Annotated in this window: 16 protein-coding genes; 6 read left to right on the forward strand and 10 right to left on the reverse strand. The window is 59.5% G+C overall.

Features of this window, described 5'->3' with window-relative positions; genetic code table 11:
• From OQK_RS11545 to OQK_RS11555, 3 genes are all read left to right on the forward strand, one after another.
• On the forward strand, nt 1–288 hold a 288-nt coding region (locus OQK_RS11545), incomplete at its 5' end, for a hypothetical protein (RefSeq protein WP_016772525.1).
• Between the two features lie 2 nt (nt 289–290).
• The gene (locus tag OQK_RS11550) at nt 291–1,364 is read left to right on the forward strand and encodes a tetratricopeptide repeat protein (RefSeq protein ID WP_016772526.1); all 1,074 of its coding nucleotides are present in this window, start codon (nt 291–293) and stop codon (nt 1,362–1,364) included.
• A 64-nt stretch (nt 1,365–1,428) separates the two neighbouring features.
• Entirely contained in the window at nt 1,429–1,866 is a 438-nt protein-coding gene (locus OQK_RS11555; RefSeq protein WP_081489846.1) for a hypothetical protein, read from the forward strand.
• Nucleotides 1,867–1,924: 58 nt separating this feature from the next.
• Here OQK_RS11555 and OQK_RS11560 read toward each other — a convergent pair whose 3' ends face one another.
• On the reverse strand, nt 1,925–2,287 hold the full coding sequence (locus OQK_RS11560) for a DUF6124 family protein (protein WP_016772528.1): 363 nt from the start codon (nt 2,285–2,287) through the stop codon (nt 1,925–1,927).
• A gap of 432 nt (nt 2,288–2,719) precedes the next feature.
• Here OQK_RS11560 and OQK_RS11565 point away from each other — a divergent pair, with 432 nt between their 5' ends.
• Together OQK_RS11565 and OQK_RS11570 are read left to right on the forward strand one after the other, a co-directional pair.
• Complete coding sequence (locus OQK_RS11565) at nt 2,720–3,103, forward strand: helicase (RefSeq protein ID WP_016772529.1); 384 nt, start codon at nt 2,720–2,722, stop codon at nt 3,101–3,103.
• Between the two features lie 163 nt (nt 3,104–3,266).
• On the forward strand, nt 3,267–4,625 hold the full coding sequence (locus tag OQK_RS11570; protein ID WP_016772530.1) for a delta-60 repeat domain-containing protein: 1,359 nt from the start codon (nt 3,267–3,269) through the stop codon (nt 4,623–4,625).
• A 62-nt stretch (nt 4,626–4,687) separates the two neighbouring features.
• On the opposite strand, the gene OQK_RS11575 is transcribed toward OQK_RS11570, so the two are convergent.
• The 6 genes from OQK_RS11575 to exbB form a co-directional block, all read right to left on the reverse strand.
• Nucleotides 4,688–6,088, reverse strand: a complete 1,401-nt coding sequence (locus OQK_RS11575; protein ID WP_016772531.1) for an aminoacyl-tRNA deacylase and HDOD domain-containing protein — start codon at nt 6,086–6,088, stop codon at nt 4,688–4,690.
• Between the two features lie 79 nt (nt 6,089–6,167).
• Nucleotides 6,168–8,243 (reverse strand): ATP-dependent DNA helicase RecG, encoded by a 2,076-nt coding sequence (gene recG / locus OQK_RS11580; RefSeq protein ID WP_016772532.1) that lies wholly within the window; start codon nt 8,241–8,243, stop codon nt 6,168–6,170.
• Nucleotides 8,244–8,252: 9 nt separating this feature from the next.
• Entirely contained in the window at nt 8,253–9,182 is a 930-nt protein-coding gene (locus tag OQK_RS11585; RefSeq protein ID WP_016772533.1) for a hydrogen peroxide-inducible genes activator, read from the reverse strand.
• Between the two features lie 277 nt (nt 9,183–9,459).
• Entirely contained in the window at nt 9,460–10,212 is a 753-nt protein-coding gene (locus OQK_RS11590) for a TonB family protein (protein ID WP_016772534.1), read from the reverse strand.
• Complete coding sequence (gene exbD, locus OQK_RS11595) at nt 10,209–10,637, reverse strand: TonB system transport protein ExbD (protein WP_016772535.1); 429 nt, start codon at nt 10,635–10,637, stop codon at nt 10,209–10,211. The genes OQK_RS11590 and exbD overlap by 4 nt, the downstream gene beginning before the upstream one ends.
• 6 nt (nt 10,638–10,643) lie before the next feature.
• A complete protein-coding gene (gene exbB / locus OQK_RS11600; protein ID WP_016772536.1) occupies nt 10,644–11,597 on the reverse strand; it encodes a tonB-system energizer ExbB in 954 nt (317 codons plus the stop codon).
• A 188-nt stretch (nt 11,598–11,785) separates the two neighbouring features.
• Between exbB and OQK_RS11605 the strand changes: the two genes are divergently transcribed.
• Entirely contained in the window at nt 11,786–12,640 is an 855-nt protein-coding gene (locus OQK_RS11605) for an SDR family oxidoreductase (protein WP_016772537.1), read from the forward strand.
• 87 nt (nt 12,641–12,727) lie between these two features.
• Here OQK_RS11605 and OQK_RS11610 read toward each other — a convergent pair whose 3' ends face one another.
• From OQK_RS11610 to OQK_RS11620, 3 genes are all read right to left on the reverse strand, one after another.
• Nucleotides 12,728–13,468 carry a hypothetical protein gene (locus OQK_RS11610; protein ID WP_016772538.1) on the reverse strand — a complete coding sequence of 247 codons (741 nt, stop codon included), beginning with the start codon at nt 13,466–13,468 and terminating at the stop codon, nt 12,728–12,730.
• Between the two features lie 65 nt (nt 13,469–13,533).
• A complete protein-coding gene (locus OQK_RS11615; protein ID WP_014340863.1) occupies nt 13,534–13,914 on the reverse strand; it encodes a RidA family protein in 381 nt (126 codons plus the stop codon).
• Nucleotides 13,915–13,938: 24 nt separating this feature from the next.
• The coding region (locus tag OQK_RS11620) for a RelA/SpoT family protein (protein ID WP_038860875.1) at nt 13,939–15,283 on the reverse strand (1,345 nt) is incomplete at its 5' end.

Raw genomic sequence — 15,283 nt, forward strand, 5'->3', positions numbered from 1 at the left:
TGTCATCCCCCCGCGCAAAGTGTTCAGGCTTACAACGACCTCGGTTTTTACTTGGCCGAGGGCGGCAACGATGAGTTGGCGATGAAGTTTTATCGAGGCGTTGAGGCTGTCGGCAAACGCACAGTGCTGATGCTGAACATGGCTGATTCGCTGTGGCGCCTTGATCGCCAAGAGGAAGCGCAGCGTTATTATCGCGAGTACCGCGACGCGATGAGTGCCGCCGGTAAAGCGCAGAAGATTCCGCAACGCGTCGTTAAGCGATCCGAAATTCAGGGACTGAAAGAGTGAATATGTTCTTCCGCTTTATCGTGTTGAGCCTTGGGCTGCTAACCACTTCATACGCACTCGCTGCCCCACAAGTCCTGAAGGAAATTCCGGCTAGCTTGCTGGGTGATGCATCACGGCAAAAGGTGTTTGTACTGGCGGGCGATGCGGACGAAGTTTCTAACCGATTGTTGATTGCGCCGGAACAAGCGCGTGACGAGGACATCTTACTCGATACGTCGAAGGCGCTGCCTCTGATCAAGAGTCAGTACTCGTCTGCGCTTCAGGGTGTCTTCAGCGTCCATGTACTCAAAGGTCGCCCTGGCGTCATGACCGTCATTGATCCACAGGCTGAGGAAGCTGTGGTCAAGCAACCGTTCGTTGAGGCTGGGGACTACATCGCGCTGGTAACCAGCGAGGAAGATAACGCGGTTTACAACTTCAACCTGTTGTTCGCCTTCAACAGAGGTTCAAAGCAGTTTGAGCTGAAAGCTCTGCTGGAGGTGGCGAATAACGACTCCTGTGACCGGTCGCTTGTTAGCGCAGTGGAGTTGCCGGTGCAGACACTGGGCCCCATCACTCTCGCTTCTTTCGATGGGCGTGAAGTGCTGCAGAAGCTGCAGGTTGCTCGTACTGGCAGTATTGAGGGCGTTAGAAAGAAATTGATGACCGTCAATTCGGCTGATTTGCTGGATATGGCGCTGGCAGCCTACCGAAAGGGTGATGACTCTTCCTTCAAGGATACGATGAGCTACGCGTTGATGGGCGGTGGCCCGCATGACACTTGTCCCCCGGATAGCTATATCGTCGCAAAGTACTACTACCCGCAGCGTCCCGGCTGGTCCAACGACCTCGGTTTTCTGCTCGGCGAGGCGGGTTACTACGCTGAGTCGATTGAGTTGCTCAATGCAGTGATTGCCAACCACCCAAACAGGACGGTTGCTTACCTGAATCTCGCTGACAGTTATTGGGCCGTGAACGATAAAGAGCGGGCGGTGGCGGCGTACAAGCAATACGCATCGCGAATGTCTGAAGCGGGGAAGGTTTCGAAGATCCCGGCGAGGGTGGGTGAGCGCAGTGCTGGAGTCTCCAAGAAATGATTCGGGCCCTATTCCCGTAAAGTTCGCAGAAATGCACTTTCAATTGCCCATAAGTCGCTAAGGAATGATCGGTTTGAAATCGTCGTTTGCGTTTATTTCTGCGCTTCTTCTAATACCGCTGACCGCCCTAGGTGAGGTTACCACCGAGGTTTCCTGCTTCCGTTCGTTGGAAGGCAAGAACATCAATTTCGAGTTTCGATCCTATTACGACACCGTCTCACGGTGGAGCGGAGCAGGGGTCAAGTACACGAAGTCCCGAAAGGTCATTCCCCTTGTCTATCGGAGTGTCGAAGAGGAAGTCATGGCAGAGGGGCGGCCTTCTCAGTTCACGACAACTTGGGTAGAAGTGACCGAAGACTCGCTGACAGGCGAATATGAAATGGTCAGCCAGGGTGCTCGAATTTACGGGATGACTTACACGAACTACAAATCCGGAAAGAAGTATTCATTTGAACAAGACATCACCATGGATGCATCTCCAGAGACAGGCTGTCGGTGGTAAAACAGGGATCATCGAGAAAGGGGACTCAACGCCCCCTCTTTTTCATCCGCGAATCTCACTAAAACTTGGCCGCCACGCTTCGCACTTCAATCTGGTCGAGCGTCCCTTCCACCATCAATCTCACCCCGTCCGCCATCCTACTCAATGCCAGTGCAACCGAGCGGCGTAAGCCATCTATGTCGTCCGCAAGATCCGCAGCGATGATGCTGATGGACAGCAGATCTTCCGAGGCGTTGGCCAGGAGGGCTTCGGCATCGATGTCCGGGTTCAGGCTGAACAGGCCTTCACGGCGTGGGGCCTGAGGGAGGTCGGATTTGCAGAAGTGGTGATCGAGGGCGCGTTCGGCGGCTTCATGTAGTTTTCTTGAATCGAAGGATTCGTAGGGGGAGGTGTCCTCGGTGTTGGTCGTTGAATTGGTCATCGGTGTAAATCCCTTGGAGTAAGAAGAAATTGCTCCCGAATTCGGACTTGCACATCCGGTCACCGAATAGCCGATGACGCAGGAAGCCTATCGGTGATCTTCAAGCTCGACTAGTTCACGGACAGCCCCGCACTTCGCAGGAAATTTTCCATGGATTCGCGGGGCGGAAGATCAAAAGATCGCAGGCTTCGCCGGCTCCTACAGGGATGTGTTTCAACACGTGTAGGAAAGGTGAACGGTGAGACGCGGAGCGTCTCGGGATGCGTTCCACGCGCAGCGGGGGAACGATCAGGGGTAAACGTTGAATCGTGACTTGGCAGTCATCGTGCAGGAATTGGTCTACATCCTCTTCCAACAGCGTCAGATACTGGCGTTATCGTCCGAATCCCTTACACTGCCCCGGCCGTTCATTTTCCTTTTGAGGCTGTGCGCATGAAATTTCGTTTTCTTCTGTGGATGATGGGTTTGTTGATGGGTAAGGCCAGCCGGACCAATCCTGCGTTCCAGCAACAGTTGGGCGACAAGGATCTGGTGTTTCAGCTGCAGACGCTGGATGGGAAAGTGGCGCGGCATTTCGTGGTCAAGGATCAGCGCATCACCAGCAAGTCTGGGGTGGTCGCAGAACCGGCGTTTGCGATTGCGTTTAAAGATGCCGGTTATGGCTTTGCGACGATGCAGGCGAAGAACAAGCAGTTGGCGTTTATGCAGGGGATTCAGGACAAGTCGATCCAGCTCAAGGGCAATCCGGCGCTGGTGATGTGGTTTCAGGGGTTGATGAAGTATTTGGTGCCGAGGAAGGCCAAGCCCAAGACTTGAAGCACCATCTTTCCAGTGTGATTGTTTGGCTCAATAAGTCGGTCAATTGGCACATAAGGCCCTGAACACCTGTCAGAAATGACAGGTGTTTTTGTTTGCATAATGATGCTTGATCGAGATGTCCAGCAGTAAAGGGACTTATCCGGATTGGAGAGTTATCAACATGACCATACAAGCAGGTGAGCTTGATTCAACATTTGCCGCTGACGGCATACTCAATTGGGAATTTCCCGAGTTTATCAGCATTGCTCCGCACGTTGTTCTTCCGTTGCCTGACGGCCGACTGTTCGTCGTGGCGAATGAATTAGGTATTTTCCCCGGCTTCGTAGTCGCACGGCTCACGGACCATGGCGAGCTTGATGTTGGCACCGGGTTTGGCGAGAACCAGCAAGGATTTGCGCGAATTTCGACAGGGGAGAAATTTTTATCAGGGAAGTTTGGCGCAAACTTGCTGAGTAACGGAGGGGTACTGATTACGGTCGAATACAGTACACGCTCTCCGAATGGTGAGAACGGTTTTGTGCTTATCCAGCTCCTGCCAGACGGGCGACTCAACGATAAATTCGGTGAAGGCGGTGTCGCCAAATTTCCGTACGGTTCAGGGCCCGTACCACTCGATGGAGCGCTAACGGCAGCTCGTGCACGCCAAAATATACCTGGGCATGAAAAGTCTGCAATCCAGAGCGGCGCCAGCTCTGGTGCGTCCGGTATCGAGTTGCCAGGGGGCAAAGTGGCTCTGGTTTATTTCGGTTTTGATCATGCTTCACAGCAAACTAAAGGCTTGGTCATGCGACTCAATCCTGACGGCAGTTTCGACAACACTTTCAACAAAATCGGTTCGGCCACTGTTGAATTGGCTGAGCTGGGTGCGACAGGTGATAACGCCGCCCGCGGAGTGGCCGCTCATGTAGACGGTGGCTTGGTGGTGTATGGCGACTTTGATGATGAAGGCACCTTCGGGACTTATGCTGTGCGCTTCACTGAACATGGAACGCGGGACAATGAGTTCGGCGAGTTCATCGTGAAGTCTGATCGGCTGCCGGTGTTTCGCGATATTGCTGTAAGAAAAAAGGACGGAATAATTGCTCTGGTTGGAGGCCAGGATGGCCAAGGGGTTTTTGATGGTGAGGGCGTGATTGTCGTGCTCAGTGCGGATGGCTCACCTCACCCTCTTTTCAATAATGGTCAGCCTCTATTTACAAAAATTGTGCCTGAAATCGGCCAAAACTGGACGAGTTGTACGTTTGATAACCCAGATGAAAGCAAGCTGATTGTCGCCGGCACCAGCGGCGGGGCGTTCGTAACTGACGAGATGCATGCCGTCTGTGCACGTTACAAGCTTACTGGCGAGCCTGACACGCAGTTCAGCGGTGGCTATGTAACAGTTAATACGTCAGAGAGGCTGGAGTCGACTCTGAATGTGCAAGTTACCGGGCAAAATAAAATTGTTATGTGCGGTGAATATTGGCGAGACCGGCTGAGTCTGCCTAAGAGCGGATGGATCGCACGCTTCATTGCTTGATAAATGACGAAGCTGCAATTGCCCGCGCTCAGGAAAAAGAATGATCCGTGAGCGCGGGTTTTTTATGCCTGGCTGAACTGCGAAGCCAGTTCACGCAGCAGCACTTCAGCCTCAAGCACCTTGCTGACGACATCGTTGGCTTTGTCACGACTCAAACCAACGCGTTCGAGCAACGCATCCGGAATATCTTCATCCGGCCCGGAGCCAATCCCGCGGCTGCGTAGCAGGCGTACGGCCAGGCAGACGAGGTTCGGGTATTCGGCGTAGGCGCCGTCGTAGCTTGGGTCGTGCTGGAAGCGCAGGGCGGTGGCCAGTTCATCCGGCATGTCCCAGTAGCGCATCAGCCACGAGCCGATCTGTTCACGGCTGATACCGAGCAGGTGTTGCTCGATGTAGCTGTGGCACAGGTGCGGGTTGACCTCCAGGTGGCGGCAGATCAGTGAGAAGTGCGGCGGGAACACGTGGGCCAGCAGCAGGTAACCGAAGTTATGCAGCAGACCAGCGAGATAGGTCAGGCCGGCTTCCGGGCGCTGGGCGCGCGGCATGGCGCGGGTCAGGCCTTCGATGACGGCGGCGGTGTAGATCGACTGCTGCCAGTACGGTGTGGTGTGTTGCGGGTGGTCTTTCGGCAGGCTCAGAGTCTTGCCGAGGGCCAGGCCCAGCGCGAGGTTGATTACCAGATCAAAACCCAGCACGCGAACGATTGCGTCTTCCACCGAACGAATCTTGCCCGGCGAGGCGTAATACGGCGATGCCGCCCAGCTCACCACTTGCGCGGCCAACGCCGGGTCGGTTTCGACCACGCCGGTGATGTCGTCGATGGTGGCGTTGGGGTCGACGCGCAGCTTGATGATTTTTTGCGCGGTTTCGGCCAGCGGCGGAATCTCGATGGTCGCTTCCAGACGTTGCTGAATGCGCCGCGCGGTGAACGCCTGCACGGCCTGGGTGATTTCCTCGCGGTCATCGTCCGGGCGGTCGAGGTTCGGGCGGATGCTGCTCAGGGCTTCGCCGAAGTTGGCGGCGCTGGCTTTGGTCAGCATCGATTTGAAGTCATCGCTGCTGATTTCCAGCAGCAGGCCCGGCTCGCCGGAGTTGATCAGCAGCTTCGGCTCGCGCAGCAGGCTTTCTTCGTAGAGGCACGGCGAACTGGTCAGCGCCGGCAGGCCCGGCAGCAGGCTCAGATTGTGTTTGCCGAGCATCTTTTCCAGGCGCTCGGTGGACACGGCTGTGAGGCGGCGACCAGTGAGTTCGGCGAGGCGATTGAGATCCAGCAACTGGCTCTGTGGAAACAGCACCATCAACGCGCCCACGGCGTCGTCCAGCAACACGGCCTGCACTTTGCGCGAGGCATTGAGGCCGTGGTGGTCGAGCACTTCTTCGTAGGCAACGCCCAGCTTGTTGAGCAGCAGCCGAATAACAGACGGAGCTTGCGGAGATTCGGGGACGAGAGCAGCTTCGGTCATGGTCTGTATCCGTTTTTGAAACAATGGCAGGAGTATAACCAGCTCTGTAGGAACGATCCTGCACAAACTGCGACGGTGCTCACACTTGGCCGTATTGCTGCCCATGGCGCAGCCAACGGTCAAGCAATGGGCTGACGTGGGTCGGCCAGCGCTCCAGCAAAGCCTGGGCGGCGTCGCGCACGGCGGGCAGCAGGTCGGCGTCGCGCATCAGGTCGGCGACTTTGAATTGCAGCAGGCCGGTCTGGCGGGTGCCGAGCATTTCCCCGGGGCCGCGCAGTTCGAGGTCTTTTTCGGCGATGACGAAACCGTCGTTGGTCTCGCGCATGATGCCCAGGCGCTGACGACCGATCTGCGACAGCGGCGGATGGTAGAGCAGCACGCAATGGCTGGCGGCGCTGCCCCGGCCAACGCGGCCGCGCAACTGGTGCAGTTGCGCGAGACCGAGGCGCTCGGGGTTTTCGATGATCATCAGGCTGGCGTTGGGCACGTCGACGCCGACTTCGATCACGGTGGTGGCGACCAGCAGTTGCAGGTTGCCGGCCTTGAACTCGGCCATCACTGCGGCTTTCTCGGCCGGCTTCATGCGCCCGTGAATCAGCCCGACTTTCAATTCGCCGAGGGCGGCGGTGAGGTCTTCAAACGTGGTTTCGGCGGCCTGGCAGGTCAGCTCTTCCGATTCTTCAATCAGCGTACACACCCAATAGGCCTGACGACCTTCGGCGCAAGCGCTGCGCACCCGTTCGATGACTTCGACGCGGCGGGTGTCGGTGACCAGCACGGTGTTGACCGGGGTTCGGCCGGGCGGCAATTCATCGAGGATCGAGGTGTCGAGGTCGGCGTAGGCACTCATCGCCAATGTGCGTGGAATCGGCGTGGCGGTCATGATCAGTTGGTGCGGGCACATGCGCCCGCCGACGCCTTTCTGCCGCAGCGCCAAACGCTGTTGCACGCCGAAGCGGTGCTGTTCGTCGATGATCACCAGCGCGAGGTTCTTGAACTGCACTTCGTCCTGAAACAGCGCGTGGGTGCCGACCACCATTGGCGTGCCGCTGGCAATCTGTTCCAGCGCGGCGACGCGATTCTTGCCCTTGAGCTTGCCGGCCAGCCACGCGACTTCAATGCCCAGCGGTTCGAGCCAGCGCTTGAAGGTGATGAAGTGCTGTTCGGCGAGGATCTCGGTCGGTGCCATCAGCGCGACCTGATAACCGGCCTCCAGCGCCTGCAACGCGGCGAGGGCGGCAACCACGGTTTTACCCGCGCCAACGTCGCCCTGAATCAGGCGCAACATCGGTTCGTGCTGGCTGAGGTCGTAGGCAATTTCATTGCCGACGCGCTGCTGAGCACCGGTTGGGCTGAAGCCGAGGTTCTTCAGGTATTTCGGCGGCAGCCTGGTGGCTTTCGGCATCGCTGGCGCGCGCAGCGAGCGCATGCTTTCGCGCAGACGCTGCTGCGACAGTTGATGGGTGAGCAGTTCTTCGAAAGCCAGGCGATGCTGCGCCCAGTGATGGCCGAGGGCGAGCTCATCGACATCGGCATCGGCGGGTGGGTTGTGCAGATAGCGGATCGCATCGGCCAGCGGCGCCAGTTGATAGTCGCGGGCGAGTTCGGTCGGCAGCCAGTCGGGCAGGGTGCTCGGCTTGAGCAGCGTCAGGGTCTGCATGCACAACTGGCGCAGGCGCTGTTGGGTCAGGCCTTCGGTGAGCGGGTAGACCGGGGTCAGGGTTTCATCGACTGGCGGCGGTTCATCGCCGGTGATCGCGCGGTATTCCGGATGATAGATTTCCAGGCCTGAGGCGCCGGGCCGGGCTTCACCGTAGCAGCGAACCCGCGTGCCACGCTTGAGGCCTTCTTTCTGCGCATTGCTGAAATGGTAGAAGCGCAGACTCAGCCCGCCGGTGCCGTCCTGCAAGCGCACGACCAGGCTGCGGCGGCGACCCATGACTACATCGGCGCCGCTGACGGTGCCTTCAACCACGGCGTCCTGACCCGGCCGCAGCGCACCGATCGGCACCACACGGGTGCGATCCTGATAACGCAGTGGCAGGTGGAAGAGCACGTCCTGCAGATTCTCCAGGCCGACCTTGGCCAGTTTCTCGGCCATGGCCTCGCCGACACCCTTGAGTGCCGTCACCGACACTTGCGACAGCTCCGTCATGACGCTCGCTTAACCGGCCGTAACCGGCGCCGTTGGCTTGGCCACCGAGCACAGGCGAATGGAGTCGGCGAGGATCTCGATGGCTTTCGGCCGTGGGAAGCTGGCGCGCCAGGCGATCGCCACGGTGCGGAACGGTACCGGCGCGGTCAGTGGGCGCACTTCGATCACGCCGGGGGCGTAGTGATGGCTGTCCACTGCCGACAATGGCAGGATCGAGATGCCCAGGCCGGAGGCGACCATGTGGCGAATGGTTTCCAGCGAGCTGGATTCCACCGTGGTGTGCTTGGCGCCGTCGTTGCCCTTGGTCAGCGTCGGGCAGGCCTCAAGCACCTGATCGCGGAAGCAGTGGCCTTCACCGAGCAGCAGCAGGCTCTTGTCATTGAGCAGGCCGGCGTCGATGGATTCTTTTTTGGTCCACGGGTGCTGGGCCGGCATCAGGACGTAGAACGGTTCATCGTACAGCGGCAGGGTCAGCACGTCGGCTTCGTTGAACGGCAGGGCGATGATGATCGCGTCGAGCTCGCCGTTGCGCAGTTTGTCGCGCAGTACGTGGGTAAAGTTTTCTTCGATGTACAACGGCATCTGCGGGGCGACCCGGTGCAGTTGTGGAATCAGATGCGGGAACAGATACGGGCCGACGGTGTAGATGGCGCCGACTTTCAGCGGCGCGGTCAGCTGGTTCTTGCCGGCCTGGGCCAGTTCGCGAATGCCTTGGGCCTGTTCCAGGACTTTTTGCGCCTGGGCGACGATGCCTTCGCCGACCGGGGTCAGGCGCACGGCGCTTTTGCTGCGCTCGAAAATCAGCACACCGAGTTCGTCTTCAAGTTTTTTCACGCCCACCGACAGCGTCGGCTGACTGACGTGGCAGCGCTCGGCGGCATGGCCGAAGTGCTGCTCTTGGGCGAGGGTAACGATGTAGCGTAATTCTGTGAGGGTCATAGCAAGCGTCCATGAAGATGCGCGCCAAGCATACCGGCTGCAATCGATAGACGCACGTTATCAGACTGCGGGCTGAGTGCGACACCGGTCGAGGTCGGTTTGCCGCAGGCAGATACGCAAAAGGCACCTTTCGGTGCCTCTTGGCTTGGTTCTCTCGGCTGGCGGAGAACCTTGTGGAAGCTGGCTTGCCAGCGATTGCGGTGGGTCAGCTAATAAATCCTTCTCTGACACACCGCTATCGCTGGCAAGCCAGCTCCCACAGGTATTGCGGTGTTGCTTAGCGACGGCGTTCGAGCGAATAAACAAACGGCGCAACAATTTCGATCGAGCCGTTGTTGAGCATGTCGGCCGGAGGCTTGGGCAGCGGTTGCGCGCGGCGGATCATGTCCAGGGTGGCCCGGTCCAGATCAGCGTTGCCAGAGCGGCCCACCAGTTCGAACGACAGCACATTACCTTCGCCATCAACCACGAAGCGCAGACGATTCAAGCCTTCCTTGCCCCGCGACTGCGCACTCTGCGGGTACTTCTTGTACTTCTGCAGATGCGCGAGCAGGGTGCCTTGCCAACTGGCCTTGGCCGCCAACTGAGCCGGCGACGGACCTGGTGCAGGCTGGGCGGATTTCTCCGTCGGTGCCTGGGTCGGCTGGGTATCGGCCGGTTTTTCCTCGGAAGGTTTTTCCTTCGGCGGCTCGGGCAGCTTTTTCTCGACCGGCTTCGGCGGTTTCGGCTTGGGCTTCGGCTTGGGTTTGGGTTTGGGTACCGCGATTTCCGCTTTCGGTGCTTCAGCCAGTTTCGGAATCGGCAATTCTTCCACCGGAGCCGGTGGCTGCGGCGGTGTGACGACTTTCGGCGGAGCCGGCGGTGGCGGGGCAGGCAACGGGGCCAACTCGACCATCATTGCCTGCGGCGGCAATTCGATGGGCGGGCGGGCAGTCCAGTTCAGCGCCAGCGCGATGGCCAGCGCATGCACGCCCAGCACCACGGCCAGGCTACCGCTGTAACGCGTCAGCTTATGGCGCGTCGTGATCATTTCTTGGCTGCCGTCTCGAGACCGACCAGACCAACCTTCAGGTAACCGGCGGCGCGCAGGCTGTCCATCACGCTCATCAGGTCACCGTAATCCACGCCTTTGTCGGCCTGGAAGAAGATGGTGGTGTCTTTCTTGCCCTGGGTCTTGGCGTCGAGGGTAGCGCCGAGGGTTTCGGCTTTCACTTCATCGTCACCGAGGAACAGGCGCTGGTCAGCTTTCACACTGAGGAACACCGGTTTCTCTGGCCGCGGCGCCGGTTTGGCGGTCGAGGCGGGCAGGTCGACTTTGATGTCCACAGTGGCCAACGGCGCGGCCACCATGAAGATGATCAACAGCACCAGCATCACGTCGATGAACGGCGTGACGTTGATTTCGTGGTTCTCGGCCAGATCGTCGTCTGCGCCTTCTTTCAAATGCAGGCCCATGGCCGATTACCCCACTTTAACCATGTGCGGCTGCGAGCTGCGCTCAGGCTGGTGGTCGAGATCGCGGCTGACCAGCAGCAGGACTTCTGCCGAGGCATCGGAGACCTGCGCCTTGTAACCGGCGATGGAGCGGGCGAAGACGTTGTAGATCACTACCGCAGGAATCGCCGCAACCAGACCCAGTGCAGTGGCCAGCAGGGCTTCAGCGATACCCGGTGCGACAACGGCGAGGTTGGTGGTCTGGGTTTTGGCGATGCCGATGAACGAGTTCATGATGCCCCACACGGTACCGAAGAGGCCTACGAACGGTGCGGTCGAACCGATGGTGGCGAGGACGCCGGTGCCGCTGCTCATGTTGCGACCGCAGGCCGCTACGAGGCGCTCAAGGCGGAAGCTGACGCGTTCCTTGATACCCTCTTTCTCGCGGCTGTTGACCGACAGGCGCATCTCTTCGAGCGCGTCGTGCACCAGCAGGTTGGCGAGAGTGCCTTCTTTACCAGCGGTGGCGCTGGCTTCCTTGAGTGTGGTGGCTTTTTTCAGTGCGGCAATTTCGCCACGCAGACGACGCTTGGCGCCCATCAGCTCGAAGCCTTTGGCGATCCAGATGGTCCAGGTGATGATCGATGCGATGGCCAGACCGATCATCACGATTTTCACGATGATGTCGGCGTTCTGGTACATGCCCCACGGCGACAGGTCGTGGGCCATGCCCAAGGTGTTGTCGGCTTCGAGGACTTCAGGTGCGTCGGCCGCGTCGACAGCCTGCACCGGATCGGTGGCGGCCGGTGCAGCCGGAGCGGCAGTGGGTGCGCTCTGCTCGGTGGCGGCTGGGGTGGCGGGCGCTTGAGCGTCGGCGAAGGCGGCGGTCGGTGCCAGCATCAGGCTGAGCAACAGAGCCGCGACGGCGCTCCAGGCGCGAGGTCGAGTGGTTGGCGAAGCGGGAGTTTGATTACGTGTCATGCTGGCCGGACCTGAGATAGAAAAACGTTGTTGCTCTTCCAGGCCTCGTGAGGCCGAGAACAAAAGTGGCGTGCATTATTGCAAGTAATTCTTGTTAACAAAAGTAATAGAGTAACTTTTTTTCCTTCATTGCTAGCCGTTCGTCCTGTGCCAGAGCTAGTCTGTGCCTTTCCGATGGGAGTTTTCTGATGTCCGCGCCTTCTGTTTTGATTGCCGGTTGTGGTGATGTCGGCAGTCGTCTGGCCACGCAATTGCTGGCGGCTGGCTGGCAAGTCCATGGCCTGCGCCGCGACGTTTCCAAGCTGCCGGAGGGTGTCATCGGCGTCGCCGGCGATCTGTTCAACGAAGAGTGCCCGGCGACCTGGCCGGTGGGTGCCGTGGATTATCTGGTGTATTGCGCTGCGGCCACCGACCACGATGAAGAGGGCTACCGCAAGGCCTACGTGCAAGGCTTGCAGAACGTGCTGAGCTGGCTGGACGACTATGGGCAAGTGCCTGAGCGGCTGATCTTCGTGTCGAGCAGCAGCGTGTACGGCCAGCAGGATGGAGCATGGGTGGATGAGACCTCCGAGACGGTCGCGGCCGGATATTCAGGTCGCTTGATGCTTGAAGCCGAGCAGGTCGCGCTCAATAGTGGCATCCCGGCTAGCGTGCTGCGCCTGACCGGCATTTACGGCCCGGGCCGCGAGTGGCTGCTGACCCAGGTGCGTCGCGGCTACCGCGTGGCGATTGATCCGCCGCTGTATGGCAATCGGATTCATGCCGATGATGCAGCGGGGCTGCTGGCGTTCTTGCTGGAAAAAGACCGCGAGGGCGTCAAGCTGGACCAGCTCTATATCGGTGTGGATGACGCGCCGGCGCCGTTGGCCGAAGTGGTGGGCTGGTTGCGCGAATATCTGGGTGTGACTGAATGGGCCGAAGACGCCAGCGTGCGGCGCACTGGCAGCAAGCGTTGCAGCAATGCGCGGGCGAAAGCGTTGGGGTGGGTGCCGAAGTATCCGAGTTACCGCGAAGGCTATGCAGCGATCCTGGAAGGTCGCTAAAAGCAAAAGATCGCAGCCTTCGGCAGCTCCTACAGGAAAATGCATTCCAAAGTAGGAGCTGCCGAAGGCTGCGATCTTTTCAGCGGGTTACTGCTTTTCCAGCAACCACTTGCGCTCACCTGCGGCAAACTGCGGTTGCTCATCCGCCAGCGCAGCGTTCACTGCTTGCAAAATCTCCAGCTCCTTGCCCTTGCGCACAAAGATCCAGTTGTTGCCCTGGCCATTGAGTTGCAGCCACATGCTGTCGTTGCCATTGCTCATCGATGCGCAATCGCCCGCCAGGCACAAGGCATAACGGTCAACGCCCGGCAGGCCGGTCACCTGGCCGTCGGCTTGGAACTGCACGGTGCCGCCTTCACCCTGGCCGCTGGCGATGATCCAGTTACCGCCCAGATATGCCGAATACAGCGCGCGTTCGAAGCTTGCACCGATTGGCGCGCCTTCCGGCACCGGGATCTGTGCGCGATCGAAAACTTGTTCGGGTTCGTTGTCACTGGCAGCTTGCTGCAAACGTCCGCCGTCGCGTTTCAGTTCGCTGGCGGAGCTGCCATAGAAGTCGACTTTCCAGGCGCCGGACTCTTCGCCCAGCAGCCGTCCTTCGACGTTCTCAAAACCGTTGGTGTAGCGGGCCTGACCGGCCTTGGTGTTGACGTCCCATTCCAGATTCGGGCCGTAAGCCTGCAGCGCTTCACGCAGGGGACCGCCCTTGGCGGCGGCATCGATTGCCACCTGATTGATCCAGGTGCCGCTGATGTCACGGTCGGCAGGGTCGCTGGCGCAGCCGCCGAGAAACAGGGCGAGCAGCGAGAGAGCTAGCGCTTTGCGCATGGTGGAATCCTTTCAAAACCTTTTCTTGCGGCAGTCGGCGCGGCGTGGAGGCCGCGCCGTGCGCATCACTCGATGACCAGAATGGCATCCATTTCAACCTGCGCACCCTTCGGCAGGGCGGCCACGCCAATGGCGGCGCGGGCAGGGTATGGCTGGTCGAAGTACTTGCCCATGATCTCGTTGACCTTGGCGAAGTGGCTCAGGTCGGTGAGGAAGATGTTCAGTTTGACGATGTCCTTGAACGAACCGCCGGCAGCTTCGGCCACGGCTTTGAGGTTCTCGAAGACCTGGACGGTCTGGGCTTCGAAGCCCTCAACCAGTTCCATGGTTTTCGGGTCCAGAGGAATCTGGCCCGACATGTAAACGGTGTTGCCTGCCTTGATCGCCTGGGAGTAAGTGCCGATGGCGGCCGGGGCCTTGTCGCTGGTGATGACGGTTTTGGTCATGTAGGACTCCTTGTAATAGGCAGGTTATGCACGCATGCGGGTGATGCGGATCACCCCGGTCAAAGCGCGCAGTTTCTTGATCACGCGGGCCAGGTGCACACGGTCGTGAACGCTGACCACCAACTGCACGACGCTGATGCGACCATCGCGTTCGTCCATGCTGATTTTCTCGATATTGCCGTCGGCCGCGTTGACGCTGCTGGCCAGCAGGGCGATCAGACCGCGCTGGTGTTCCAGCTCGACGCGCAGCTCGACGTTGAATTCGCCGGTGACATCCTTGGCCCACGAGAGCTGGATGCATTTTTCCGGGTTGTGCCTGATTTCACTGATGTTGCGGCAGTTATCCAGGTGCACGACCATGCCTTTGCCCGCCGACAGGTGCCCGACAATCGGGTCGCCGGGGATAGGCGTGCAGCACTTGGCGTAGCTGAGCACCAGGCCTTCGGTACCGCGAATTGCCAGCGGACCTTCCGGGCTCGGCAGCTGCTCGCCTTCGCCAAGCAGGCGACGGGCGACCACGTAGGCCATGCGGTTGCCCAGGCCAATGTCTTCGAGCAGGTCTTCGATCAGTTCGAGGCGGTACTCGGTAAGCATTGCCTTGACGCGCTCTGCCGGGATCTTCTCCAGCGAGCTGTCGAAACCGTTGAGCACCTTGTTCAGCAGGCGTTCGCCGAGGCTGATGGACTCGGAGCGGCGCTGTAGCTTCAGCGCATGACGAATGTGCGTGCGCGCCTTGCCGGTAACGACGAAGTTGAGCCACGCCGGGTTCGGCCGTGCGCCGGGGGCGCTGACGATCTCGACCGTGGAGCCGCTTTGCAGCGGTTCCGACAGCGGCGCGAGACGACGATTGATGCGGCAGGCGATGCAGCTGTTGCCGACATCGGTGTGCACTGCGTAAGCAAAGTCGACTGCCGTGGAGCCTTTTGGCAGCTCCATGATCCGGCCTTTGGGCGTGAACACGTAGACCTCGTCCGGGAACAGGTCGATCTTCACGCTTTCGATGAATTCCAGCGAGTTGCCGGCGCGTTGCTGCATTTCCAGCACGCCTTTGACCCACTGGCGGGCGCGTGCGTGCGTGCCTTTGGGCTGCTCGTCGCCGCTGGATTTGTACAGCCAATGGGCGGCGATGCCGTTGTTGGCCATCTCTTCCATTTCGCGGGTACGGATCTGGATCTCGATCGGTACACCGTGCATGCCGAACAACGTGGTGTGCAGCGACTGATAGCCGTTGGCCTTGGGGATCGCGATGTAATCCTTGAATCGCCCTGGCAACGGTTTGTACAAATTATGCACAGCACCCAATACGCGGTAGCAGGTATCGACCTTGTCGACGATGATCCGGAACGCGTAGACGTCCATGATTTCGTTG

This window comes from Pseudomonas sp. R62 (genome assembly GCF_000257605.1).
Taxonomy (GTDB): Bacteria; Pseudomonadota; Gammaproteobacteria; order Pseudomonadales; family Pseudomonadaceae; genus Aquipseudomonas; species Aquipseudomonas atacamensis.

What these genes read in the sequence shown, in the direction of transcription:
- OQK_RS11610 (WP_016772538.1), bottom strand. Translation starts at nt 13,468, where the DNA reads ATGCGCAAAGCGCTAGCTCTCTCGCTGCTCGCCCTGTTTCTCGGCGGC.
- OQK_RS11615 (WP_014340863.1), bottom strand. Translation starts at nt 13,914, where the DNA reads ATGACCAAAACCGTCATCACCAGCGACAAGGCCCCGGCCGCCATCGGC.
- exbB (WP_016772536.1), bottom strand. Translation starts at nt 11,597, where the DNA reads ATGACACGTAATCAAACTCCCGCTTCGCCAACCACTCGACCTCGCGCC.
- OQK_RS11575 (WP_016772531.1), bottom strand. Translation starts at nt 6,088, where the DNA reads ATGACCGAAGCTGCTCTCGTCCCCGAATCTCCGCAAGCTCCGTCTGTT.
- recG (WP_016772532.1), bottom strand. Translation starts at nt 8,243, where the DNA reads ATGACGGAGCTGTCGCAAGTGTCGGTGACGGCACTCAAGGGTGTCGGC.
- exbD (WP_016772535.1), bottom strand. Translation starts at nt 10,637, where the DNA reads ATGGGCCTGCATTTGAAAGAAGGCGCAGACGACGATCTGGCCGAGAAC.
- OQK_RS11570 (WP_016772530.1), top strand. Translation starts at nt 3,267, where the DNA reads ATGACCATACAAGCAGGTGAGCTTGATTCAACATTTGCCGCTGACGGC.
- OQK_RS11550 (WP_016772526.1), top strand. Translation starts at nt 291, where the DNA reads ATGTTCTTCCGCTTTATCGTGTTGAGCCTTGGGCTGCTAACCACTTCA.
- OQK_RS11605 (WP_016772537.1), top strand. Translation starts at nt 11,786, where the DNA reads ATGTCCGCGCCTTCTGTTTTGATTGCCGGTTGTGGTGATGTCGGCAGT.
- OQK_RS11555 (WP_081489846.1), top strand. Translation starts at nt 1,429, where the DNA reads ATGATCGGTTTGAAATCGTCGTTTGCGTTTATTTCTGCGCTTCTTCTA.
- OQK_RS11560 (WP_016772528.1), bottom strand. Translation starts at nt 2,287, where the DNA reads ATGACCAATTCAACGACCAACACCGAGGACACCTCCCCCTACGAATCC.
- OQK_RS11590 (WP_016772534.1), bottom strand. Translation starts at nt 10,212, where the DNA reads ATGATCACGACGCGCCATAAGCTGACGCGTTACAGCGGTAGCCTGGCC.
- OQK_RS11565 (WP_016772529.1), top strand. Translation starts at nt 2,720, where the DNA reads ATGAAATTTCGTTTTCTTCTGTGGATGATGGGTTTGTTGATGGGTAAG.
- OQK_RS11585 (WP_016772533.1), bottom strand. Translation starts at nt 9,182, where the DNA reads ATGACCCTCACAGAATTACGCTACATCGTTACCCTCGCCCAAGAGCAG.